General features: G+C 36.3%; 23 protein-coding genes. All 23 read right to left on the bottom strand.

Annotated features, from left to right (window positions below; all coding sequences use genetic code 11):
- Positions 1-9 precede the first annotated feature (9 nt).
- Positions 10-933, bottom strand: a complete 924-nt coding sequence (gene miaA / locus HMPREF1504_RS03635) for a tRNA (adenosine(37)-N6)-dimethylallyltransferase MiaA (RefSeq protein ID WP_038123513.1) — start codon at positions 931-933, stop codon at positions 10-12.
- On the bottom strand, positions 921-1,724 hold the full coding sequence (locus HMPREF1504_RS03640) for a class I SAM-dependent methyltransferase (protein ID WP_038123515.1): 804 nt from the start codon (positions 1,722-1,724) through the stop codon (positions 921-923). Before HMPREF1504_RS03640 ends, miaA begins: the two co-directional genes overlap by 13 nt.
- Before the next feature lies 1 nt (position 1,725).
- Complete coding sequence (gene mutL / locus HMPREF1504_RS03645) at positions 1,726-3,684, bottom strand: DNA mismatch repair endonuclease MutL (RefSeq protein WP_038123518.1); 1,959 nt, start codon at positions 3,682-3,684, stop codon at positions 1,726-1,728.
- Positions 3,684-6,305: a DNA mismatch repair protein MutS gene (gene mutS / locus HMPREF1504_RS03650; protein WP_038123519.1), complete on the bottom strand. Its 2,622-nt coding sequence runs from the start codon at positions 6,303-6,305 to the stop codon at positions 3,684-3,686. Before mutS ends, mutL begins: the two co-directional genes overlap by 1 nt.
- Before the next feature lie 2 nt (positions 6,306-6,307).
- Positions 6,308-7,624, bottom strand: a complete 1,317-nt coding sequence (gene miaB, locus HMPREF1504_RS03655; protein ID WP_038123522.1) for a tRNA (N6-isopentenyl adenosine(37)-C2)-methylthiotransferase MiaB — start codon at positions 7,622-7,624, stop codon at positions 6,308-6,310.
- Positions 7,625-7,632: 8 nt separating this feature from the next.
- Complete coding sequence (locus HMPREF1504_RS03660; protein ID WP_038123526.1) at positions 7,633-8,511, bottom strand: Asp23/Gls24 family envelope stress response protein; 879 nt, start codon at positions 8,509-8,511, stop codon at positions 7,633-7,635.
- Between the two features lie 20 nt (positions 8,512-8,531).
- Complete coding sequence (locus tag HMPREF1504_RS03665) at positions 8,532-9,356, bottom strand: PHP domain-containing protein (protein ID WP_038123527.1); 825 nt, start codon at positions 9,354-9,356, stop codon at positions 8,532-8,534.
- Positions 9,357-9,532: 176 nt separating this feature from the next.
- Positions 9,533-11,251, bottom strand: coding sequence for a proline--tRNA ligase (locus tag HMPREF1504_RS03670; RefSeq protein WP_038123529.1), 1,719 nt, complete (start codon positions 11,249-11,251; stop codon positions 9,533-9,535).
- Between the two features lie 4 nt (positions 11,252-11,255).
- Positions 11,256-12,332 (bottom strand): flavodoxin-dependent (E)-4-hydroxy-3-methylbut-2-enyl-diphosphate synthase, encoded by a 1,077-nt coding sequence (ispG, locus tag HMPREF1504_RS03675; RefSeq protein ID WP_005379002.1) that lies wholly within the window; start codon positions 12,330-12,332, stop codon positions 11,256-11,258.
- A 24-nt stretch (positions 12,333-12,356) separates the two neighbouring features.
- Positions 12,357-13,373, bottom strand: a complete 1,017-nt coding sequence (gene rseP / locus HMPREF1504_RS03680; protein WP_005379402.1) for an RIP metalloprotease RseP — start codon at positions 13,371-13,373, stop codon at positions 12,357-12,359.
- Between the two features lies 1 nt (position 13,374).
- Positions 13,375-14,526: a 1-deoxy-D-xylulose-5-phosphate reductoisomerase gene (locus HMPREF1504_RS03685; protein ID WP_038123533.1), complete on the bottom strand. Its 1,152-nt coding sequence runs from the start codon at positions 14,524-14,526 to the stop codon at positions 13,375-13,377.
- A 27-nt stretch (positions 14,527-14,553) separates the two neighbouring features.
- Positions 14,554-15,375, bottom strand: a complete 822-nt coding sequence (locus HMPREF1504_RS03690) for a phosphatidate cytidylyltransferase (RefSeq protein ID WP_005378915.1) — start codon at positions 15,373-15,375, stop codon at positions 14,554-14,556.
- A 3-nt stretch (positions 15,376-15,378) separates the two neighbouring features.
- Positions 15,379-16,140, bottom strand: coding sequence for an isoprenyl transferase (locus HMPREF1504_RS03695; RefSeq protein WP_038123535.1), 762 nt, complete (start codon positions 16,138-16,140; stop codon positions 15,379-15,381).
- Complete coding sequence (locus tag HMPREF1504_RS03700; RefSeq protein WP_038123539.1) at positions 16,121-16,372, bottom strand: hypothetical protein; 252 nt, start codon at positions 16,370-16,372, stop codon at positions 16,121-16,123. Before HMPREF1504_RS03700 ends, HMPREF1504_RS03695 begins: the two co-directional genes overlap by 20 nt.
- Positions 16,372-16,932, bottom strand: a complete 561-nt coding sequence (frr, locus tag HMPREF1504_RS03705) for a ribosome recycling factor (protein WP_005378949.1) — start codon at positions 16,930-16,932, stop codon at positions 16,372-16,374. The genes HMPREF1504_RS03700 and frr overlap by 1 nt, the downstream gene beginning before the upstream one ends.
- 6 nt (positions 16,933-16,938) lie before the next feature.
- On the bottom strand, positions 16,939-17,664 hold the full coding sequence (pyrH, locus tag HMPREF1504_RS03710) for a UMP kinase (protein WP_005378934.1): 726 nt from the start codon (positions 17,662-17,664) through the stop codon (positions 16,939-16,941).
- A 62-nt stretch (positions 17,665-17,726) separates the two neighbouring features.
- Positions 17,727-18,407, bottom strand: coding sequence for a translation elongation factor Ts (gene tsf, locus HMPREF1504_RS03715; RefSeq protein ID WP_005379419.1), 681 nt, complete (start codon positions 18,405-18,407; stop codon positions 17,727-17,729).
- Between the two features lie 112 nt (positions 18,408-18,519).
- A complete protein-coding gene (gene rpsB / locus HMPREF1504_RS03720) occupies positions 18,520-19,239 on the bottom strand; it encodes a 30S ribosomal protein S2 (protein WP_005379396.1) in 720 nt (239 codons plus the stop codon).
- Between the two features lie 238 nt (positions 19,240-19,477).
- Positions 19,478-20,128: a ribulose-phosphate 3-epimerase gene (rpe, locus tag HMPREF1504_RS03725; RefSeq protein ID WP_038123541.1), complete on the bottom strand. Its 651-nt coding sequence runs from the start codon at positions 20,126-20,128 to the stop codon at positions 19,478-19,480.
- 1 nt (position 20,129) lies between these two features.
- The gene (rsgA, locus tag HMPREF1504_RS03730) at positions 20,130-20,993 is read right to left on the bottom strand and encodes a ribosome small subunit-dependent GTPase A (RefSeq protein ID WP_038123542.1); all 864 of its coding nucleotides are present in this window, start codon (positions 20,991-20,993) and stop codon (positions 20,130-20,132) included.
- A 7-nt stretch (positions 20,994-21,000) separates the two neighbouring features.
- Entirely contained in the window at positions 21,001-22,926 is a 1,926-nt protein-coding gene (pknB, locus tag HMPREF1504_RS03735; RefSeq protein ID WP_038123543.1) for a Stk1 family PASTA domain-containing Ser/Thr kinase, read from the bottom strand.
- A gap of 26 nt (positions 22,927-22,952) precedes the next feature.
- Positions 22,953-23,654 carry a Stp1/IreP family PP2C-type Ser/Thr phosphatase gene (locus HMPREF1504_RS03740; RefSeq protein ID WP_005378761.1) on the bottom strand — a complete coding sequence of 234 codons (702 nt, stop codon included), beginning with the start codon at positions 23,652-23,654 and terminating at the stop codon, positions 22,953-22,955.
- On the bottom strand, positions 23,647-24,693 hold the full coding sequence (rlmN, locus tag HMPREF1504_RS03745; RefSeq protein ID WP_038123546.1) for a 23S rRNA (adenine(2503)-C(2))-methyltransferase RlmN: 1,047 nt from the start codon (positions 24,691-24,693) through the stop codon (positions 23,647-23,649). The genes HMPREF1504_RS03740 and rlmN overlap by 8 nt, the downstream gene beginning before the upstream one ends.
- Positions 24,694-24,721 lie beyond the last annotated feature (28 nt).

Genomic DNA, 24,721 nt, shown 5'->3' on the forward strand with positions numbered 1-24,721 from the left:
CTTTATCTATTAAAAACTTGAGTCAATTATATTACAAGCCATACCATAAATTTCGGCTTCTGTTGTTTGTGAGTCTATGGTAATCCATTCTATGTACGGCATACGTTTATACCACGTAATTTGTCGTTTTGCAAAGTGACGCGTATTTTTCTGAATTAAATCTACACATGCGTCATAACTGATTAATCCTTCTAAATACTGAACAACCTCTTTATAGCCAATACCTTTAAAAGCCTGACAATTTGGATTTACTCCATTTTTTAGTAATTGTTTAACTTCATTCACTAGACCTTTTTCAAACATAATTTCTACGCGACGATTGATTCGATCATATAAATCACTACGTTCTCGTTGTAATCCAATAACTGGGCCTTTATAGGATAAACCCTCTTTTGTTTGCTTTATTAACGATTTATAATCACCAGCAGTCATCAATTCAATAGCACGGTACAACCGATGTTTATCGGTATATTTAATTTCTATGCCACCTTTTTCTGCCAAATTCTGAGCGTACTCACGTAATCCATCTACGCCATATTCAGTATATAACTCATCTAATTCGATTCTTAATTTTGTATTAGGCTTTATATCATTAAAATTATAGTTTTCTAACAAAGACTGAACATATAAACCAGTGCCACCAGATAAGATTGGTACAACATGATTGTCATTTAATTGATTTATTAATGATTTAGCTTGTTGTTGAAAGATAGAAACACTGTAATCATCGTCAGGTTCTAAAATGTTTATGAGATGTTGAGGTATAGTAGCTAATTCATCTGTTGTCGGCTTTGCAGTACCAATATTTAAATGTTTATATACCTGATATGCATCACCAGAAATCACTTCGCCATTATAGCCTTTAGCCAATGCTAATGTTAAGTCAGTCTTACCTACAGCTGTAGGACCTACAATTGTTATTAATTTTTCCATTGTAACCCCTTATTACTGTAAACACCATATCCTATACGACTATACTTGCCGCCCACCCATGTGGATGGTGGGAAATCTTTAAATACAGAACTAAACGGTCGTTCTTTAATAATAAAACCTAATCGACAAACGCGCCTAGCGTCCTGAATCACAGAATCTGTGATTCTACCTTCCGAAGTATGCCCACGCAACGGTTTAAATTGAGGACTTTCTTCAATAGGAACTTCAAACATAGGGTCAAAATATAATATATCTACACTATCGTTAGGTAGCCCCTGTAAAAAGCTTTCAAAATTATCATGACGAGCATCAATACGACGTAGTGCATTTGTTACAGTCATATCCTCATGAGTATAATGTTTCAATCCAAACCATGTAGATAGCCATATAGGATATGACGCTTCTAATCCTATAATATGTGCATTAGGGAATGCATAGGACATGATAATACTATCACTGCCAAGGCCTAGTGTACAATCAACTATAGATATGGAATTAGATGATTCAGTTGTTAACAATTCTATAGCGTTTACAAGGTGGTCATCATCTCCGCGTTGTAAGCGTAAAATACGCAATTGAGCCATGGATAAATGAAATCTATGTTCCTGTTCTTCGTTAAAATGAATTGTCAATTGATTCTTAGAAACAACCGCAATAGGTGTATCCTCTAATAGTAGTTCAGAAATAGGTCTCTTTTGACGATTTAGATATACTAAATCTAATGATTTAGCTAATTCTTTTGTTTCTTCTTTTATCGCTGAAGACGCTTTTTGTGAAGTAGTAATAATCATATTAAGACCTTAAGAATAACTTACCCAATTCATCAGGTGTAAATTTAATAATTGTTGGGCGACCATGAGGACACACATAAGGTTTATCTGTATGGAATAAATCTTCAATAAGTGTTGTCATTTGGTACATATTAAGATTGTGTCCAGATTTAATGGCACCCCTACACGATGCATAAGCTAGCATTTCATGACGCAATTGAGCTTTAGTAGGCTGTTCATGGTCATGCAAAAAAGTAAATACATAAGATAAAATTTCCTGAGCTTTACTTTCTACTAGATCTACAGGTGCACCAACTAATTTGATTTGATTAGGACCGCCAAGCTCTACTTCAAAGCCTAAATCCAACAAAGCGTCCTGTTCATTCTCAACAAGATTCATTTCATCCTCTGTAGCATTGCTATAAGTCGGTACAAGCAGGCTTTGCATTGGTATAGCTTCCGAAGATTTACACAAACGATCATAACGGACACGTTCGTGTGCTGCATGCTGATCTATAATATATAAATCATCACCTTTTTTGGCTAATATATAACAGGATGCAACCTGCCCCATTGGTAAAAAGCCTGATTTTTGTATATCTCTAGACTCATCTTCTATATGCTGTTCTTGTATTTGATGGAATTTCTCTTTATCTTCCGTCGTATAGCTAGTATAAGCTGTAGGAACTGATGTAAATGAGGATTCCTCAAATGTTTCCTGTTCATACGTTGCTTTTGGAGCTGGTGGTGTAAACCCTTTTTCTTTTAAAGCATCTACAAAATCGCGTGTATCCTGACGTAATACCTCATATCCCTTAGTGCGCCGTCCGCCAAAAACCTTATCATAGTCAATGGCTGTAGCAATATGTTCAGCCGTATCATTATGATCACTCAAAACTTGTGGAGCTTGGTACGAGTTATAGCTACTACCTTGTGATTCAGTTTCTAAAGGTTGAGTAAACGATGATGATTCACGTTCATACCGTTCATGAAGAGGGTTATTTAAGGCATTTAGAATTGCATGATACACAGCTTTAAATATGATTTTATCATCTTCGAATTTAACTTCACTCTTCCGAGGATGTACATTGATATCCACCATACTAGCCGGTACAGTTATATGTAGTAAAACCAATGGATATCCAGATTTTGGTAATAATGCATGGTACGCATTATCTATGGCTTTAAAAATTGTTTTATCTGATATAACTCGATTATTGACAATAATAGTTTGCCAAATACGCGTGCTTTTTAACAATGTTGGTTTTGATACAACACCTTCGATATAGATATGTTCACTTTCATAAGCGATAGGAAATATATCATTCTTGGTCTTATAACCATATAATGCAGCCACTGTATCTTGTATGGAGCCAGATCCTGGTGTAATAATGGCTACACGATCATCAATAGTTAATTTAAAAGCAATATGCGGATTACTTAACGCCAATTTACCAACAATGTCTTGAATTTTAGATGATTCAGTTCGTTCAGTTTTAAGAAATTTACGACGAGCTGGTGTATTAAAAAATAATTCCTTCACTTCAATTGTCGTACCAGGTGCTGCACCATAAGGAATACAATCAGTAAAGGTTCCTCCATCGATGAGGATACGTGTACCAAGTTCTTGGTCTACAGTTCTAGTAGTCAAAATAAAATGAGAAACAGAGGCGATACTCGCCAAAGCCTCTCCCCTAAACCCTAAGGATGCAATATCGAATAAATCCTCTACATTTTGAATCTTAGAGGTAGCATGGCGCAAAACTGCAAGGCGGGCATCTTCTTCTGTCATCCCCTTGCCATTATCAGTAATGCGCATATATGCACTACCACCTTCGCCAATTTCCACTTCAATCGATGTAGCACCAGCATCAATAGAGTTTTCAATCAGTTCTTTTACAACTGATGCGGGACGTTCTACAACCTCACCAGCTGCTATTTTATTGATTGTAGTTTCATCCAAAACATGTATGGTTGCCATTATTTACCGCCTCCATTACGCGCCTCTGCTTGTAACTGATGAATTGCATTTAGCGCCTCTATAGGTGTCATCGTATTCACATCTATAGCTAACAAGGAATCCACAACAGAATGGGTGAATAAATTGCCAAAATCATCTTGTTCGATAGATGGTTTAGTATACTTAACAACAGAATCTGATGTTATAACGCGATTATTTAAATCATCAGTATCGGTATTTTGTTCCTCTAAGGATTCAAGAATCACTTCCGCTCGTTTCAATACTTGAGCTGGTAAACCTGCTAATTTTGCTACGTGAATACCATAGCTCCTATCGGCACCACCTCTAATAATACGGCGTAAAAAGGCTATATCCTTACCTTTTTCCTTTACAGCTACCGTGTAATTCTTCAAACGAGGGTATACGTCCTCCAAAGGTATCAATTCATGGTAATGTGTAGCAAACAATGTTTTTGCATGAATATGTTTACAAATATGTTCTACCACTGCTTGTGCAATACTTAAACCATCAAAGGTACTTGTACCACGTCCTATTTCATCAAGGATAATCAAACTCTTAGAGGTAGCATTTTCAAGAATATACGCAACCTCTTTCATTTCTACCATAAATGTACTTTGACCTGTAGAAATATCATCGCTCGCACCTACACGTGTAAATACGCGATCTACAGGAGAAATAGTGGCTTCTCTAGCAGGAATGAATGACCCAATTTGAGCCATAATCATAAGTATCGCTACCTGTCTCATATAGGTAGATTTACCAGCCATATTAGGTCCAGTTATAAGCATAAATTCTTCATCATCATGATTGAGTACTACATCATTAGGAACAAAAACCTCTCTTTTTAAGAATTTTTCTATCACCGGATGACGACCATCACGAATATTAATTTGACCATTCATAACGATATTCGGGCAAATATAGTTAGACTCATAGGCAACAGTCGCTAATGATGCAAGTACATCCAGTTCTGCCAAAGCTCTAGCTGTTTCCTGAACCTTTTTAATAACGCCTTTGATTTGATCGCGTAAATCTTGATAGAGCTGTTGCTCTAAGGAAACAATTTTTTCCTTGGCACTTAGAATTTTAATTTCAAATTCTTTTAAATCAGGTGTAATATAACGCTCTGCATTGACTGTGGTTTGTTTCCGAATAAAATAGGCCGGTACCTTATCAATTTGAGATTTACTTACTTCAAAGAAATATCCAAAAACCTTATTATATTTCGTTTTTAGTTTAAGGCCTGTTTCTTCTCTAGCCTTATCCTCTAACTTTTGAAGCCAAACCTCACTATTGGTTGCTAAGGATCGTAGTTCATCTAATTCTTCGTTATAGCCATCCCGAATTACGCGTCCATCTTTCAATGTTAATGCCGGTTGTTCTGCGATAGCTCGATTCAATAAATCATATATATCAGCATGATTATCAATGCGATTATTAATAGATGACAATGAAAGGCCAGAAAATTCTTTAAGAAGATTCTTAATTTGCGGTAATACTTGGAGGGATTCACGAAGCGATGTAAAATCGCGAGGCGATACAGAACCTGTTTCGATACGACCTACGATACGCTCAAAATCATAAATACAATCTAAATAACTTTGAATTTCGCATCTTTCACCATTGCGAGATATGAGTTCCGCAACAGCAGCTTGACGTCGTTGAATAGTAGATATATCCGTAAGAGGGCTTTCCAACCATTGTTTTAATAAACGGGCCCCCATAGGTGTTAATGTTCTGTCGAGCACATCTAATAAAGTCCCCTTTACACCGCCATCCCGCAAGTTGTGTGTAATCTCAAGATGACGCAATGAGGATGTATCTAGAATCAAACGATTGCCTACATCCATCTGATGAACATAATTAATATGGGCTATTTCTGTTTTTATTACATCTTGTAAATATAAGAGCATAAAACCTAATGCAGCTAATACATCTTCCTCCATAAGGCCCATATCTTGAAAGTGATTATTTGCTAATTTACATGCATGTTCTACATTTTCAAAGGAGGCAAAAGGGGATAATACTACATTATTAAATTGATTATGAATAAAATCAACAATAGATTGTGGCAAAATAGTTCCTTCAGGAACAATGATTTCAGCAGGTCTATACATGCTAAGAGAATCATATATTTGACTTATATTGTTTTGAGGTACACGATCCCAAATGACCTCACCCGTAGATACATCGGAGAATACAAGAATCCAGGCCTCTTTAACTAAATAGAATAGAGCTAAAAAGTTATTACTCCGTGCATCATTACCATTTTCTGTCATTACAGTTCCCGGTGTAATGACTTGGATAACATCCCGTTTAACGATGCCTTTTACGGCCTTAGGGTCCTCTAATTGTTCACAAATAGCAACCTTATACCCCTTTTTAACCAAAGTTTCTATGTAACTTTCAGCAGCATGAAAAGGAACGCCACACATAGGTGTTCGTTCCTCATTGCCTGTCGGTCTACCTGTTAAGGTAATATTCAATTCTCGAGATGCAATTAATGCATCTTCATTAAATAATTCATAAAAATCACCAAGTCGGAAAAATAGAAGCTCATCGCTATGTCGCGATTTAATATCTAAATATTGTTCCATCATTGGTGTTACTTTTTTTGCCATTCTTACCCCTTTTGAATGGTACCGTAGCAGACCCATGTTTGTGCTTTATCAATATAGGCTGGTACAGTATCACCGATAGTTAACTCATCATCTTTTGGGAATAGTACCATCTTATTCCCGGACGTACGACCGAACCACATGGTTTCATCTTTAGCACTTGGACCTTCTACAATAATATCAAATACTTTGCCTTCCATAGTTTTATTGAGTTCTAAAGAAATTTCATTTTGAATATCCATCAATTGTTGTAGACGAACGCGTTTTACTTCTTCTGGAACTTGCTCATCCATGGTAGCAGCAGGCGTACCAGACCGTTTAGAGTAAATAAAAGTATAAGCCATATCGTAGCGAACATCTTTTAATAATTGAAGCGTCTGTTCAAAATCTTCCTCAGTCTCCCCAGGAAAACCTACGATTATATCGGTTGTTACAACCACATTTTTAATTTTTTCTCTACAGTAGGATAATAATTCTTTATAATGTTCCACCGTATAATGACGATTCATCTTCTTTAAAATTCTATCAGAACCGGATTGAATTGGTAAATGTAAATGCGTAACGATATTACTAGAGCGCCCCAATGCATCAATCATTGATTTGGTCATATCTTGAGGATGACTCGTCATATAACGAATACGTTCGATGCCTGGGATATGATCAAGGGCATCTACTAATGTGCCAAAATTGGTACCATCTTTAAAATCTAAGCCATAGGAATTTACATTTTGTCCTAACAACGTAATTTCCTTAAACCCTTTTGCACCCAACTCTGTTACTTCTTTTACAATTGCTTCTACGGGACGGCTAATTTCGCGACCGCGCACATGAGGAACGATACAATAAGTACAAAATTTATTACAACCATTCATAATCGGTACCCAAGCAAAAAATGTACCATTAGGTTTTGCCTGTAATTCTGGAAGTACTGTATTATCCATGTCAACATTGATTTGATGCTTATGGGTACGTTGAACCTCAGCAATCATTTCATTAATATGTTGAATATTATGAGTACCTAGGACAATATCGATATGAGGTGCGCGTTTAAACATTTCAGCTTGATTTTTTTGTGCCATACAACCTGTAATAGCAATGATCAAATTTTTATTTTTTTGTTTTAAACGTTTTAATTCACCGATACGACCAAATACTTTCGTTTCTGCCGTTTCACGTACTGCACAGGTATTCAATAATATTAAATCTGCCGATTCTACATCATCGGTCGGTATATAACCTACTGTTTCAAGTTGATGTGAAAGACGCTCAGAATCAGCGGTATTCATTTGACAACCATAGGTATATATATAATATGACTTCATTCTATCTCCTAAATATGTTTTATAATCTTACGTTTTGTTTCTACAATATTTTTTACTTTTATAGACATCCGCTCTACAGACATGCCCGTAATATATTCTAATTCGTTGCGTACAGATTTTTGTACCTGTTGCATCAGTGTTTTAACTGGATGACCTTGTTCAATAACAACTGACATATCTAATATTAAACCATTCTGCCCTTTAGAGCTCTTTTTGAAAGCGATGTCTGATGAGGCATCAACACCAGGAACCTTTTTTAGGCCATTTCTAATTAATTTAATGATGACATCATCATCAAATGTTAGACGACCATAATAACTAAAGGCTGGTCTAACAACGGAACGTTCAAAGCCTTCAGATCCAATTTGACCAATTTTATCAGGATCTTGTTTACGCAATGTACGTCGTCTCCAAATCGTCTTAATTGGATCGATAAGATATCCTTTAAAGTGAGGCTTTAACTCCATGGTTGGCACAGGAATGATATGCTTACCTTCTTTTAAACGAGCATACTGTGCTTTTTCAATTTCTTTAGGGGTTGCCACATCTTCAATACGAATATATCGATCTGGTTCTTGAAGCCCCAATGCCTTTGTAATTTTTTTGACCATATTATCGGATGTACCAATAATCATCAATCGATTAGGATTTATCGCATCTAATTGACTACGAACCTCTTTAACCTGAACAGGATCTTGAAATATAGCACGACGAACGGCCTTTAACCGGCTAGATTCTTTTTTGGCAGAAAATCCAGCTACAATTTTATTATCATGAATTAAAATACCATCATCAATAATGCATTCTACACTATTTTCATGAGCTAGTACGAGAGCCCGATGACTTTTACCGGTCCCACTACCACCTACAAAAGCAATAACTTCCATAGTACACCTCACATCTATAATTACGCTGATATACAACGTATGCGTTCAATAAATTGATTTATTAGATTACTATCTACAACATATTCACCTAAATGATAAGGGTATCGATTAGGTATTCCATGATAATCAGATCCACCTGTAATAAATAAATTTCGTTCTTTTGCCATGGTTAAATATTTTACTTCATCATCATAATCATGTTTAGAATGATATACTTCTACACCATCAAAACTATAGTTTAATAGTTCCCCGACATACTCATCATTACGGACTAATTTGGGATGCGCTAATACGGCTAGCCCATTTGCATTATGAATAATATCTAATATTTCTGGTACTTCTAATTTTACTTTAGGTATATAACAAGGGCTTTTTGAATTTAATATACCGTCAAATACATCTTGTACATCTTTGGCATAGCCATGATCTATTAATAATCTAGCAACATGTGGTCTACCATAGGACTTAGTATTTGGATATAAATTTTGTAATTCAGAAAAAGAAATGTCATAGCCATGAGCAATACATCGACTAATAATTTCTTTTATTCTTGATTCACGTTTTTCTTTAAAAAATTCAATGAATTTCTGTAATCCTTCATCATGATGATTAAATCCATAACCTAAGATATGAATATCCTTGCCTTTATAGTGACCACTGAACTCACAACCTGTAATAATTTGAATAGAACTATTATTTTGTAACATTACATCTATACCAGCAATTTCATCGTGATCAGTTAATGCAATCATTTTCAAATCAGCTTCAATAGCATGTTGTAATAGCTGTTCTGGTGTTTCTACACCATCAGAAAATGTAGAATGCATATGAAAATCTACACGCATAATTACCTCCAAATTATTACATTACCCTATCATTTTATTATGACTTATTCCGCTTGTTTATTCAAGTTTTTACAAGGTATTAACTAAAAGTTTTCAATATGAAATTGAATAAATTCACATATATATAAATATAAAAATTGCGATTCCAATGAGCTTTCACTAGAATCGCAATTTAATTATAATTGGCTCAATAATTCTTGTACCTTGTTAGATACTTCATCGATTGGACAATTAATAGCTTCACCTGTTTTACGAACGCGGATTTCAACCTCATTGCTTTCCAACGTATTTTTACTTACTGTAATACGCAATGGATAGCCAATAAGATCAGCATCTTTAAACTTAACACCAGCCCGATCTTTACGGTCATCTAATAATACATCTACTTTATTGTTTAACAATGTATCGTAAATAGATGTACTTGTGGACATTAGAGCTTCATCTTTTGCGTTAATAGGAACAATAACTACTTCAAATGGAGCTATAGCACGAGGCCAAATAATACCATTTTCATCATGATATTGTTCAATAGCTGCAGCTAATGTACGGCTAACGCCAATACCATAACAGCCCATAACCATTGCATTAGGACGACCATTTTGATCAAGGTATGTAGCTTGTAAACTTTCAGAATATTTAGTACCTAACTTAAATACTTGGCCTACTTCGATACCTTTACTGTATTCTAAAGGACTATGGCATTCAGGGCACACATCGTCTTTAGTAATCAAACGAATAGGTGCTACGATAATATCTTCTGTATTAAAATCGCGTTTAGGATTGATATTGATGTAATGAGCATCAGCTTTATTGGCACCACCACAAACATTGTAAGTTTCCATAACAGATTCATCTACAACAATAGCAAAATCATCAGTATGTTTAAGACCTACTGGGCTGATAAAACCAGCTGTCAATCCAACCTTCTCCAATTGTTCAGGTGTTGCCATTTCAGGTTCTACAGAACCATTAACAGCATGTTGAACAGCCACTTCATTCACATCATGATCACCGCGAACCATAGCTAGAATTACTTTATCTTCAATAGCATATACTACTGCTTTAATAGTTTTTTCCAAAGGTAAATTGAGCATTTCTGCAACAGCTTCAATAGTAGATGCATGAGGTGTATCTACTACTTCTAATTCTTTTAAAGCTTCTTCTGCTTGCTTCATAATGCCAGGTTTGCCGATTTCAATATTCGCTGCATAGTCACAAGCAGAACAGTGAATAATATCTGCTTCACCGGCTTCAGCAATAGCCATAAATTCATGAGTATTGCTACCACCAATAGCACCGCTATCTGCTTCTACAGGTCTAAAAGTAAGACCGCAACGAGTAAAAATACGACTATATGCATCATACATATTTTTGTAAGAAACATCTGCAGCTGTATCATCAATGTCAAAGGAGTACCCATCCTTCATGATAAATTCGCGGCTACGCATTAAACCATATCGTGGACGACGTTCATCGCGGAATTTACTTTGGATTTGATAAAGATTAACTGGTAATTGACGATATGAATTAATTTCATTTTTTACCAATGTCGTAATCATTTCTTCATGAGTTGGTCCTAAGCAGTACTCCACATCATGGCGGTCATTGATACGCATCATTTCAGCACCATACGCATTCCATCGACCAGATTCTTTCCAAATCTCTGCTGGTTGCAAAATAGGCATCATAATCTCTTGTGCACCAGAACGGTCCATTTCTTCGCGAATGATAGCTTCAATTTTTTTGATGCTTCGCCAGCCCAAAGGTAAAAAACTATATAAACCATTAGCAACCTTACGCATAAAACCTGCGCGCAACATAAGCTGTTGACTTACCACATCTGCATCAGATGGAACTTCCCGCAATGTTGGGGCATATAATTTACTGGCTAACATACAATTACTCCTTATCAATTGTTTCTAAATATTGATCTATTTCTCTAAATAAAGTATCTACTAGTTCAGATTCGGGTACGGTTTTTAAAACTTCCCCTTTTCTGAATACGATACCTTGACCTTTGCCACCGGCAATACCAAAATCGGCTTCCCTAGCTTCACCAGGTCCATTAACGACACATCCCATCACGGCAACCTTAATAGGTGCAGAAATGGATGCTAGACGTTCTTCTACAATGCTTGCCATATCAAATAAATTAACTTGGCAACGACCGCATGTTGGGCATGAAATCATGGTAGCTCCAAAGTTTCTAAGACCTAAATTGCTTAGAATACTTTTACCCACCTCAATTTCATGAATAGGGTCACCTGTTAAGGATACGCGCAAGGTATCACCGATACCATCTAATAACAATGCACCAATACCCATAGCCGATTTAATCGTACCTTGTTTAATGGTACCGGCCTCAGTTACACCTAAATGCAATGGATATGGTATTTTATCTGAAAGCTTTCTATAAGCTTCTACCATAAGTGGTACTTCGGTAGCTTTAATAGAAATCTTCATTTGTTTATAGTCCAATTTCTCTAAAATACGTACGTGTTCCAATGCGGTCTCAACCATACCATCAGCTGTTGGATGACCTCCATAAGCGTCTAATATATGTTGTGGTAAAGAACCTGCATTGACACCAATACGAATTGGAATTTGCTTAGGTTTAGCCTTTTCAATAACGGCCAACACCTTATCCTCTCCACCGATATTGCCTGGATTAATTCGAAGGCCATCTACATTATTATCAATGGCTTCTAATGCTAATTTATAATCAAAATGGATATCTGCTATAAGAGGAATGGTTATTCCTGCACGTACCGCTTTTAATGCTTTTGCAGATTCCATTGTAGGAACTGCAACTCGAACTAATTCACAACCAGCATCAGCTAATCGATTGATTTCAGCAATCGCCTTTTCCGTATGTACAGGATCAGTAGTAATCATTGACTGAATACTAACAGGTGCATAGTCGCCAATTTTTACATTGCCTACATAGATACCATTTGTTGGTTTTCTAGTAATCATATATAACTCCTAACTATGACTTATTTATAGTAATTGTAGTATATCTTTTGCAGTAGCATATACAAATATGGTAACTAATAACGCAATACCAATCATTTGAATATACATCAAAGCTTTAGCCGGTAATTTACGTCTTGTAATGGCCTCTATTAAAATGATGATGAGATGCCCACCATCAAGAACTGGTAACGGCAAAAGATTGATAACACCTAAATTAATACTTAGCAATGCGGCAAAACTCAATAGAGGTGCAAAGCCTTGTTGAGCTATAGAACCTGCCATATGTGAAATGCCAACTGGTCCAGATACTTCAGCCTGCTCTGTACCTACAACCATTTCACGTAGTCCATCTACCATAGCTACAATAATATATCCTGTTTTCTGAACAGCTAGTATGAAAGAATCCCCTATACTATGAGGTATTGTTTCATATGCTTGATATATACCTAACTTTGGTGTATCCTTTTCCATCTTTGGAATTACAGTAGTTTCAACTGTTTCACCATTACGATTTACTACAACGGTAACACCATGATTAGCTGTGCCTTTCAAACGTTCAGAAATCTCTGACCACTTGGAAATAGGTTGGTTATCAATGGAAAGTATAATGTCTCCGCCCTGTAATTTTCCTAAATCTGCAGCACCACCTGTAATAACACTGCCAATTATAGGCTTATCAGTAGAAACCATTGTCCCCACTGTAGCATTTAGGCCGAAATAAATGACTATAGCCAATAAAAAATTAAAAATAGCACCAGCAGAAATAACAATAAGTTTTTTATAAGCTGGTTTTGTATAGAATGAACCATCATCTAATGGCTCATCAGGTGTCATTCCAGCGATGCGATTGAAACCACCTAACGGAATACAACGAACAGAGTATAAGGTCTCGCCATACTGTTTTTTTAGCAAAACAGGGCCAAAACCAATAGCAAATTCATCAACACGCATGCCTGATAATTTTGCAGTTATAAAATGACCTAATTCATGAATAAACACGATTAGACCAAATACAAATATTGTGGCTAAAGCCGTAATCATACTATCTCCTATTTATAAATTCTGAAGCTTTTATGCGAGCCCATTGATCGATAGCTAGTAAGTTATCGAGAGTAAAATCATCATCTCTTCCCATGGATTCCAAAACAGCGGTAACGATTTTATAGATATCGCTAAAAATGATTTTTCCATCTAAAAATGCATATACGGCAGTCTCATTAGCTGCATTAAATACGGCTGGCTTAAAACCACCAATTTTACCAACTTCATATGCTAAATTTAAAGCAGGAAAATCATCCACTCTAGGAGGCATAAACTCAAGAGTGAGTAATTCTTTAAAGTCCAAATGTTTCATATCAAGGTGCATCCGTTTAGGATATGTTAAAGCATATTGAATTGGTTCACGCATATCAGGATTACCCATTTGTGCAAGGATAGCACCATCATTTAAACGAATCATGGAATGAATAATACTTTGAGGGTGAACCACCACATCGATATGATCAAAATCAAAGTCGAATAACCAATGGGCCTCAATTACCTCTAGCCCTTTATTAAATAAAGAAGCAGAATCAATAGTAATTTTGCTACCCATATTCCATGTAGGATGTTTTAAACAATCCTCTGCCGTAGCAGAAGCAATACGTTCACTAGGCCAGGTTCGAAGTGGCCCACCTGAAGCAGTTAATATCAATGAATCTACATTCGATTTAGCTTGTCCTTCCAAACATTGGAAAATAGCACTATGTTCACTGTCTATAGGTAAAATAGCAACATTATACTCCTTAGCAAGTGCCGTAATTAAAGGTCCACCTGCCACTAATGTTTCTTTATTGGCAAGGCCGATAGTCTTGCGGGCCTTAATGGCCTCTACAGTTGGCTCAATACCAACAGCACCAACAATTGCCGTAACCACCATAGTAGCTTCTTGAATTGTGGCTGCACTAATCAAAGCTTCTTTACCACCTATAATTTTAGTGGAACCATGATAACGTTCTTTAAGAAGCATATATGCTTGTTCATCAACTACACCAGCTATTAATGGATTAAATTCATTAATTTGTTGTTCTAATAAATCAATATTACGGTGAGCAACTAATGCAACGGCTTTAAATTGGTCAGGATGTTGCTTAATAACATCTAATGTTTGTGTACCAATTGAGCCAGTGCTTCCCAATATACTTACATACTTCATAAAAGCCTTCTTTTCTGTTTATGTTTATTATGCAAAACATAAAATTAATAATAATGTAACCGGTGCGGTAAACATTAAACTATCAAAACGATCTAAAACCCCACCATGACCAGGTAATAGTGTACCTGAGTCTTTTACATTACATAATCGTTTTAATTTAGATTCAAATAAATCACCTAAAGGTGCTAATACACCACAAATGATGCCAACATAGGCACCTATATAAACTGGTATATGACTGATTACAGCATACACAATACCAGTTACAACACAGCCGATAAAACCGCCAATAAAACCTTCTAATGTTTTATTAGGACTTATAGACGGTACAATTTTACGTTTACCAAATGCACGACCGGCAAAGTACGCAAAGGTATCGCTAGCCCATGTTGAAAACAATAATAACCATAGCATAACTACGCCCCAACTTTCACCAACAATAGGCATTGTTAATGAACTATAGAGCCAGTCATGACGTATCAATAATAATGAGCCTAGTCCCATTACTATATATAGCAAGCCAAATAAGCTATAAGAAACGCTACTCATAGAATATGTATTTTCACCAAATGTACACATTAGATAATTGGAAATAATGGCAAATACAAAGCAAGCCATACTTACTGTATAACTACCAAACCACAAGGATATCATGATAGCGATAATTGAAAGGTATCCCCACAATACCGGTACACGAACATGTTTAGCCTTACTTAGCAGTATAAATTCTCGCCATCCAATAAGTGCTAATAATGTAATGAGTATATCATATGTTAAGCCACCTAGTGTAATGGCACCTAACGCAATGATAAACCCGATAACTGCAGTGATAACACGTGTTTTAAGCATCGATTATTCCTCTTGCAAGCCACCAAAACGACGTTCTCGTTTTTGATAGGCTGCTATAGCTTCTAATAATGTTTCTTTTGTAAAATCTGGCCAATGTAAATCAGTAAACCAAAATTCGGCATATGCTAACTGCCATAATAAAAAGTTACTAATACGATAATCTTTGCTAGGACGTATTAGTAAGTCGACATCACTAAACTCTTGCGTATACAAATGACTGCTAACATATTGTTCAGTAATATCTTGAACTGCAAGTTGTCCCTCTAACACAGAGTGTGCTATTCCTTGAACAGTCCGTACTATCTCATCACGCCCACCATAATTAATAGCTAATTGTAAGGTTAGGCCTGTATTATTCTTAGTTAATGCTTCGGAATCAGAAATAATCGTTTGTAATTCTTCTGAAAGTCCTTGAATATATCCAATGAAACGTATACGAACATTATGTTCATGCATATATTGTACGTTTTTTTGTAAATATTCTTTAATCAAGGCCATCAAAAGAGAAACCTCTTGCTCAGGCCGTTTCCAGTTCTCCGTTGAGAATCCATATACTGTTAATGCTTTTACACCGATTTCATCAGCAGCAATAACAATTTCTTTTAATACATCAGCACCTGCTCGATGTCCCATTGACCGAGGCATGCCACGACGCTTTGCCCAACGTCCATTGCCATCCATAATAATGGCTACGTGACGAGGCACATTGTGTTCATCTATATTAACTGTAGATGAGGTATGGCGTTTAAATAGTTTCCTCAGCATACATTACCTCCAGAGTATGTCCAAAATCACTTACAACCATAGGTCTATATAGAATGATATGAAGCATATCCTCAGATTCAGTGATTCTTGCGACATAATAGCCTTCAGAGGCTATCTCAAAAAAGCGATTAAAATTATCGCCTATTATTACCTTAAAAGGAATATGGGCAGCCTGCAATTGAGACTTTGCAAGCTGCCAAGGCATTCCAATAAGACTACTAGAATTAGTCATTATACTTCTAATACGTCCTTTTCTTTAACGGCTTTCAATTCATCGATTTGTTTAATCTTTTTATCCGTTAATTTCTGAATTTGATCTAAACCATCTTTAGCATCATCTTCAGTAATCGTTTTAGCTTTTTCTTCTTTTTTCAATGCATCATTAGCATCACGACGAATGTTACGAACTGCTACCTTTGCATCTTCAGCTTTCTTATGAACTACTTTAACAATTTCTTTACGACGTTCTTCTGTTAATTGAGGAATTGTCAAACGAATAGCCGTACCATCATTACCTGGGTTTAATCCCAAATCTGATTGTAAAATGGCTTTTTCAATAGCACCAATCATGGATTTATCCCATGGTGCAATTAAAATCATACGAGGTTCTGGTACAGAAATATTAGCTACTTGATTAATTGGCGTAGGAGATCCGTAGTAATCAACCATCACCTTATCAAGTAATGCAGTACTAGCACGACCGGTACGAATAGAAGCAAATTCATGCTTTAAAGACTCGATGGACTTATTCATACGTTCTTCTTGTTGTTGCATTAATTCTTTTAATTCCATAGTGGTTTATTCTCCGCGAACGATAGTCCCTACTTCTTCACCTTTTGCAGCTTTGGTAATATTACCAGGAATATCCATGCTGAAAACGATAATAGGGATATTATTGTCTTTACATAATGTAGTAGATGTAGAATCCATTACTTTTAATTCTTTTGTAATAATGTCATTATATGTTAATTCATCAAATTTAACGGCATTAGGATTTGTTTTTGGATCAGAATCATATACACCATCAGCAAACTTTTTAGCCATCAAAATTGCATCAGCTTCAATTTCTGCAGCGCGCAATGCAGCTGTTGTATCAGTGGAGAAATAAGGTTTCCCAAGGCCTGCTCCAAAGATAACGATACGTTTTTTCTCCAAATGACGAATTGCACGACGACGAATATAAGGCTCTGCAATTTCCTGCATTTCAATAGCTGTTTGTACGCGAGTATCCACGCCAGCTTGTTCTAATGCATCTTGCAATGCTAAGGAGTTCATCACTGTTGCCAACATGCCCATATAGTCAGCTGTAGCACGATCCATACCTTGATTACTACCAGCTAACCCTCTCCATAGGTTACCGCCACCAACAACAATAGCGATTTCTAAATCAGTGGATTTTGCCAAAGCTGCGATTTCTTGTGCAAACTTTTCAACTACATCAGGGTTAATACCAAAACCTTGATCACCCGCTAATGCTTCACCACTTAACTTCAAAACAATACGTTTAAAGTGTCTCTTTGCCATTTGTATACTCCTCTATTGCAAAATAAGAGAACACGGTACGGTGTTCTCTTATTATGTATTAATTATTTACCAACAGATGCCATTACTTCTGCTACGAAGTCATCTTGGCGTTTTTCAATGCCTTCGCCCAAACCGTAGCGAACAAAACGACGTACGTTGATGTTTTCACCGATTTTTGCAATATTTTCATTAATGATATCAGTAACTGTTTTGTCACCATCTTTAATGAACGCTTGTTCTAATAGGCAATTTTCTTTATAGAATTTTTCAATACGGCCATTAACCATTTTTTCCAAAACAGCTTCAGGTTTTGGTTTACGGCCTGCTTTAACATCTTCTTCAGCTTCTGCTTTAGCTTGTTCCAACAATACTTGTTTTTCATGTTCGATTACTTCAGCAGGAACCTCTTCACGGTTTAAGTATGTAGGGTTAACAGCTGCGATTTGCATTGCGATGTCGCGTGCCAAGCTTTGGAAATCATCAGTTTTAGCAACGAAGTCAGTTTCGCAGTTAACTTCAACCAAAACGCCGATACGACCACCAGCATGAATGTAAGATTGTACTACACCTTCAGCTGCAATACGACCAGCTTTTTTAGCTGCAGCAGCCAAACCTTTTTCACGAAGAAGGTCAACCGCTTTATCGATATTACCGTCAGTTTCAACTAATGCTTTTTTTGCATCCATCATACCTGCGCCAGTCATGTCGCGCAATTCTTTTACCATAGCAGCAGTAATTGCCATTATTTGTTCCTCCTAGTACTAATTAAGGTAAGGATATAGTCCTTACCCTAATTATATATGTTATAGATTTATCTTTCAAATGCTAATCAATTATGATTAAGTGCTAACAGAATTATTCTGCAGCTTCAGCATTGCCTTCTTCGAAGGATTCGCCTTGACGACCTTCAAGAACAGCGTCAGCCATTTTACCAGCCAATAATTTTACAGCGCGGATAGCGTCATCATTTGCTGGGATTGGGAATTCTACTTCATCTGGGTCACAGTTAGTGTCAACTGTTGCAACAACTGGAATACCCAATTTTTTAGCTTCTGCAATAGCGATTTTTTCTTTTTTAGGATCAACTACGAAAAGAGCACCTGGCATTTTAGGCATATCTTTGATACCGCCAAGATATTTTTCCAATTTTTCCATTTCATGACGAAGACCGATAACTTCTTTTTTAGGCAATACTTCGAAAGTACCATCTTCTGCCATAGCTTCCAATTGTTTTAAACGTTTAATACGAGTTTCAATTGTTTTGAAGTTAGTCAACATACCGCCCAACCAACGTTCGTTAACGAAGAACATGTTAGCACGGATAGCTTCTTCTTTAATAGCTTCTTGAGCTTGTTTTTTAGTACCTACGAACAAGATTACTTCGCCTTGGGAAGCAACTTCACGTAAGAAATTGTAAGCTTCTTCTACTTTTTTAACTGTTTTAGACAAGTCAATGATATAAATACCATTGCGTTCAGTGAAGATGAATTTCGCCATTTTAGGGTTCCATCTTCTAGTCTGATGACCAAAGTGTACACCAGCCTCTAATAATTGTTTCATTGATACAACTGCCATTGTGGCACCTCCTGTTAATTAACCTCCGCCGCTTCATCCTTCGGGTCACCCAAAATTAGGCACAGTACCGAAGTCCACTGACGTGCATATTTTTCATACCTAGTAATTTTAACAAAAAAATATTCTAAAAGCAAGTAAAGAGTCAGTAATTATAAAAGAATTACTGACTCTTTATATCATAGTATATATCTACAACAAAAGACTTATGATTTTTACTCGAATCTAGATATATTTTATATTAGTTATTACGTATTGCTTCGATCATCTTCGCTCTATCAGGAGCCCCAAATACAGCAGATCCAGCAACTAACATAGTGGCACCTGCATCCTTAATTGGAATGCAAGTAATGTCGTTAATACCACCATCAACCTCTATAACAGCATCATTATTACCAGCTGAATCCAATAAAAGTTTCGCTTGTTTTACTTTTTCTACAGCCCGTGGAATAAAGGATTGTCCTCCAAATCCTGGATTGACGGACATGATTAAAATCATATCCAAGTCTCTGGCCACATCTTCTAACATCGAAACTGGTGTCCCTGGGTTGAGCGCAACCCCTGCTTTCATACCAGCGGATTTAATCTGCTGTATCAATCGGTGCATATGAGGAACTGTTTCTTGATGAAAGGTAAAGTACTCAACACCAATTTTTGCATATTCTTCAACATAATCAGCCGGATTAGTGACCATCAAATGTACATCAAAAGGCAATGCAGTATGTGGGCGGATAGCTTTTACAATGGGTGCACCAAATGTAAGGTTAGGCACGAAATGTCCATCCATAACATCGATATGAAGATAATCAGCACCAGCAAGTTCAACACTTTTAATTTCATCACGCAATATTGAAAAATCTGCGGATAACATAGATGGAGCTATTTTAATCATTTTAAAACCTCTTTCTTTGGTTTTGTATATCTTTTCGAATATTCGTGTACGCATCATAGCGACTTTCAAAAATTTTATGATTTGCCAAAGCCGCCTTGATACCACAAATCGGTTCATGCTCATGATAACAAGGATTAAATTTACAAGCTTCTACATAATCAGAAAATTCAGGGAATAGTGTAGGTAATCGTTCTAATGTAATATCAGTAAATTCAATAGAACTAAAGCCAGGTGTATCCATGATAAATGAATCAGCATTTAAACTAAACAATGAGGCATGACGTGTTGTATGCTTCCCACGTTTAATCTTATCGCTTATCTCACCCGTCTGGAATGCAAATTTTTCATCCACTGCATTTAAGAGGCTACTTTTACCAACACCGGAAGGTCCTGCAAAAGCAGTAATCTTGTGTTGCAAATGATTGCGTAATTCATCAATACCAATATGATTTATGGCAGATGTAGTGATAACATGATATCCAATCGATTTGTACTTATCGATTAATATATCTGTCGATGCATCACCGACATCGTACTTATTTATGCATAAAATGACCGGTATATCAGCATGTTCAATCATTACTAACATTTTATCGAGTAATAACTCATTAATGTCAGGATTATGAGAAGCAACAACAAGGATAACTTGGTCGATATTAGCGACAGCAGGACGTATCATTGAATTGTGACGTGGCAAGATAGTCTCAACGAATCCGTCTTCTGAAAACTCTACACGATCACCTACAAGCAAACTATATTTCGACTTTTTAATACGTCCCCGCACCTTACATTCATGAATGGTTCCAAATTCATCTTGAATATAAAAGTAACCATTCATATTTTTAATTACAATACCTGTACTCATACGGCCTCTACAACGCAGTATCTTGAACTAATGCACCATTTAGGTACACCTGTATTCGAACATTGCCCACACCAGATACATTTTTTACGATACGGTCACCAGGTTTATTTGTATCATCGTATATAACGGAAGATCCATCATCATCCTTTACGACAATTTTGACTTCTTGATTTTTAGAACCAGACGGTACAGTTATATCTACAGTCCCTTTCGTTCTATTAGAAGAGCTTTGCTTAGAGTCGTCTTTTTTGGAAGAATCTCCCTTTAATTCAGTAGCTAAGTTCAAGCTACTACCTTCAGAAACCTCTTCACCAGCTTTTATACTTTGTTCTGTAACAATTGATTTATCATCTACTGAACCAGCAATCTGATTAACACCAATATTGTTAGAACTCAATACTTGGCGAGCATCTTTCAAGGTCATACCAACGAGATCTGGCATTTTAACCTTCTTAGCTTGTGCTTTATTTACAACTAAATCAACAGTAGTGCCTTTGGATACCTTAGAATCACCAGAAGGACTTTGTGCAACTATAACATTATCAGGTTTTCCTTCAACAGATCCTTGTGAGATTTTACCTACAACTAAGCCTAAATCTTTAAGACGTTGACGCGCTTGATCTACAGTCAAACCAGAAAGATCAGGAACTGTAATATCACCAACACCTTTAGATACGACTAAATGTATAGTACGCTGTTCCTTAACTTTTTCCCCAGCACCAGGGCTTTGAGAAATAACTTGTCCTGCTGGAACATCTGTATTAGTTACCTCACTTGTCGATACTCGTAAGTGTTTATCTTCCAAAATATTTTTGGCCACAGAGACTTGTTTACCTACTACATTTGGTACATCAACAGTGGTATTACTCCAAAAATTACCATAACTCAAGAATGCACCTAAAAATGCAATCAAGAAAATAACGGCAGCACCAAGAACTATATATTTTTGTGGTATAGATGCAATCTTACTAAGCATAGATTTCTTTTTTTCCTCATTAGGCGTAGGATCATCGATATCACTGAAATCATCTAATGTATCTGGATCTACAGCCGGAATCATTTGTGTCGCAAAATCGTATGGTTCATGACGTTGTGTTTTTCCCATCGTAAAGCCTTGAGATAAACGTAAGTCCCCCATCATTTCAGATATGGAATCAAATCGATCAGCAGGATTTTTAGCTAATGCTTTCATCACAACCGCTTCTAACAATGGTGGTATCGAAGGATTATATCTTGTAGGTGGAATGACCTTTTCTCGTACATGTTTTAATGCTACTGCAATTGGTGTTTCCCCTTCAAAAGGGACCTTGCCAGTTAACATTTCATATAAAACGACACCTAAGGAATAAATATCTGTATTTCCATCGACAGGTTTTCCACTAGCTTGTTCTGGTGAAAGATAATGAGCAGACCCCATTATAGAATTTGTGTACATAACAGTGTTAGTGGTATTCATAGCACGTGCAATACCAAAATCAGTCACCTTTACACGACCTGTATTTGTAATAATTACATTATGTGGTTTGATATCGCAATGAACAATTCCCATTGCATGGGCATGTTCTAAGCCCTCACCGATAGCAATAGTAATCTTAACTGCTTCGTCAATGGATAATCGATGATGACGGGTAATATATTCTTTAAGTGTTTCTCCGTCTACATATTCCATAATGATATAATGCATGCCTTGATCATAGCCCACATCATACATATTCACGATATTAGGATGATTTAACTTGCCTGCAGCCTGCGCTTCTCGTTTAAATCGACTTACAAATTCATCGTCACTAGCAAAGTTTGAATGTAAAATTTTTATGGCTACTGGACGGCCTAATAAAGTATCTTCACCTTTATATACGTCGGCCATTCCGCCAACACCAATCTTGGTCAGGATACGATAGCGATTATCCAGCAATGTATCTTTAATCTTCATAATATTTATAACTCTCCATATCTAGATTAGATAGTTCCTACTATAATGGTAACATTATCACCGGCACCAGCATCATATACATCAGCAATCAATGTATTTAATACCTCTGTATTATCATCAATATGATGTAATACTTCTCGTATTCTTTCATCGCTAATATACCCAGATAATCCATCTGTACATAATAGAATTCGATCACCGGATTTTACAGGTAGTGTACCACTATCGACATGTAAATCTTCTTCAACACCGACGGCTCTAGTTAATAAATTACGTTGCGGGTGTACAATCATCTCTTCTTTTGTAATTTCACCAGCATCTAATAACTGTTGAACCATAGAGTGATCCGTGGTAATTTGCGTCAATTCATCATTTCTATAAATATAGAGTCTACTGTCGCCGACACTAGCCCAAAGTAGATTATCATCTACCTTAGCAACCACAACAGCAGTAGTTCCCATTCCACTAAGCCGTTCCTCTCGTGCCACACGATTAACTATGCGTGTATTCGCATGTAATATAGCATCAACTAAGGACGTTTCATTAATGGTAGGAGTAGATTGTAAATATTCTTTTATTTCATCAACAGCATAGGTGCTGGCGATTTCTCCACCTCTATAGCCTCCCATGCCGTCAGTAACAGCACAAATATTATCACTAATAAAAAAGCGATCTTCATTCTGTTTTCTGACTAATCCAATTTTACTTAAACCTACGATATTATTCATGAATCTCCTCTTTCCGACCGTGGGCTACTTTTAATTGTCCACATGCGGCTTGAATAGCATCGCCCATTTCTTTACGAATTGTAACAGAAACACCATAAGAAGCGACAATATCCTTAAATATGTTCATATGTTTACTAGAAGGTTTATACAAATTAATATGTTCATTCCCATTTACAGGAATAAGATTGACATGACAATTAGGAAATGCCTTGCCAATGTTTCCTAACTCATGAGCTTCCTCTAACGATACATTAATTGAATCTATTAAAATATATTCAAATGTTATACGTCGCTGTGTTTTTTCATAATAATATTTTACAGCATCTAAAACCTCGCCTAATTTGTATCGAGATCCAACAGGCATAATCTTACGACGTGTTTCATCTGTTGTAGCATGTAAAGATAACGCTAATGTAATAGGAAGATCCTCATCTGCCAATTTATAAATATTAGGAACCCAACCACAGGTAGAAATAGTCATTTTTCTATAACTAATATCAAATGTCATAGGGTCGTGAATAAGTTTTAACGCCTGCAATACATTGTCATAATTTTGTAATGGTTCACCAGCACCCATGACAACTAAAGAGTGAATATCTTCTTGTTTTAAAGCACTAAAGAGAACAACTTGACCTACAATTTCAGGAACCGATAAATCTCTAAATAATCCCCCCTGTGTAGATGCGCAAAAAACACAGCCCATAGCACATCCTACTTGGGAGGAAACACATACAGAGTTACCATAATGTTGCTCCATTAGAACGGCTTCAATTCTGCTGTGATCATCAAGTTCCAATAATAATTTCTGTGTTTTTCCGTCGGGTGATACAGATTGAGTAATCACTTTAGGAATCGATACTATGCAATTAGAATCCAACCAATCTCTCAAGGTCTTAGGGAATTGTGTCATATCTTGAAATACAAAAATATGACGATGATATATGTAATCAATCAATTGTTTCGCACGAAATTTTTGAATTTTATGTTCCTCAAATAACGCTTGCAATTCAACTAACGATTTACCCAACAATTCAATCATGAGTGCTCCCATTCAAAGCTAACAACTT

Origin of the sequence: Veillonella sp. ICM51a (genome assembly GCF_000524355.1) — a bacterium.
Lineage (GTDB): Bacteria > Bacillota > Negativicutes > Veillonellales > Veillonellaceae > Veillonella > Veillonella atypica.

Excerpts from the sequence above, each read along its gene's own strand:
- HMPREF1504_RS03685 (WP_038123533.1), bottom strand. The coding sequence starts at position 14,526 with ATGAAGTATGTAAGTATATTGGGAAGCACTGGCTCAATTGGTACACAA.
- HMPREF1504_RS03665 (WP_038123527.1), bottom strand. The coding sequence starts at position 9,356 with ATGCGTGTAGATTTTCATATGCATTCTACATTTTCTGATGGTGTAGAA.
- mutS (WP_038123519.1), bottom strand. The coding sequence starts at position 6,305 with ATGGCAAAAAAAGTAACACCAATGATGGAACAATATTTAGATATTAAA.
- rpsB (WP_005379396.1), bottom strand. The coding sequence starts at position 19,239 with ATGGCAGTTGTATCAATGAAACAATTATTAGAGGCTGGTGTACACTTT.
- HMPREF1504_RS03690 (WP_005378915.1), bottom strand. The coding sequence starts at position 15,375 with ATGCTTAAAACACGTGTTATCACTGCAGTTATCGGGTTTATCATTGCG.
- rsgA (WP_038123542.1), bottom strand. The coding sequence starts at position 20,993 with ATGAGTACAGGTATTGTAATTAAAAATATGAATGGTTACTTTTATATT.
- rseP (WP_005379402.1), bottom strand. The coding sequence starts at position 13,373 with ATGATTACGGCTTTAGCCACAATATTTGTATTTGGTCTAATCGTGTTT.
- HMPREF1504_RS03695 (WP_038123535.1), bottom strand. The coding sequence starts at position 16,140 with ATGCTGAGGAAACTATTTAAACGCCATACCTCATCTACAGTTAATATA.
- rpe (WP_038123541.1), bottom strand. The coding sequence starts at position 20,128 with ATGATTAAAATAGCTCCATCTATGTTATCCGCAGATTTTTCAATATTG.
- pknB (WP_038123543.1), bottom strand. The coding sequence starts at position 22,926 with ATGAAGATTAAAGATACATTGCTGGATAATCGCTATCGTATCCTGACC.
- HMPREF1504_RS03660 (WP_038123526.1), bottom strand. The coding sequence starts at position 8,511 with ATGGAAGTTATTGCTTTTGTAGGTGGTAGTGGGACCGGTAAAAGTCAT.
- pyrH (WP_005378934.1), bottom strand. The coding sequence starts at position 17,664 with ATGGCAAAGAGACACTTTAAACGTATTGTTTTGAAGTTAAGTGGTGAA.
- miaB (WP_038123522.1), bottom strand. The coding sequence starts at position 7,624 with ATGAAGTCATATTATATATATACCTATGGTTGTCAAATGAATACCGCT.
- mutL (WP_038123518.1), bottom strand. The coding sequence starts at position 3,684 with ATGGCAACCATACATGTTTTGGATGAAACTACAATCAATAAAATAGCA.
- ispG (WP_005379002.1), bottom strand. The coding sequence starts at position 12,332 with ATGATTACTAGAAAACCAACAAATGGTATCTATGTAGGCAATGTAAAA.
- tsf (WP_005379419.1), bottom strand. The coding sequence starts at position 18,407 with ATGGCAATTACTGCTGCTATGGTAAAAGAATTGCGCGACATGACTGGC.
- HMPREF1504_RS03700 (WP_038123539.1), bottom strand. The coding sequence starts at position 16,372 with ATGACTAATTCTAGTAGTCTTATTGGAATGCCTTGGCAGCTTGCAAAG.
- HMPREF1504_RS03740 (WP_005378761.1), bottom strand. The coding sequence starts at position 23,654 with ATGAATAATATCGTAGGTTTAAGTAAAATTGGATTAGTCAGAAAACAG.
- HMPREF1504_RS03670 (WP_038123529.1), bottom strand. The coding sequence starts at position 11,251 with ATGTTAGCCAGTAAATTATATGCCCCAACATTGCGGGAAGTTCCATCT.
- HMPREF1504_RS03640 (WP_038123515.1), bottom strand. The coding sequence starts at position 1,724 with ATGATTATTACTACTTCACAAAAAGCGTCTTCAGCGATAAAAGAAGAA.
- rlmN (WP_038123546.1), bottom strand. The coding sequence starts at position 24,693 with ATGATTGAATTGTTGGGTAAATCGTTAGTTGAATTGCAAGCGTTATTT.
- miaA (WP_038123513.1), bottom strand. The coding sequence starts at position 933 with ATGGAAAAATTAATAACAATTGTAGGTCCTACAGCTGTAGGTAAGACT.
- frr (WP_005378949.1), bottom strand. The coding sequence starts at position 16,932 with ATGGAATTAAAAGAATTAATGCAACAACAAGAAGAACGTATGAATAAG.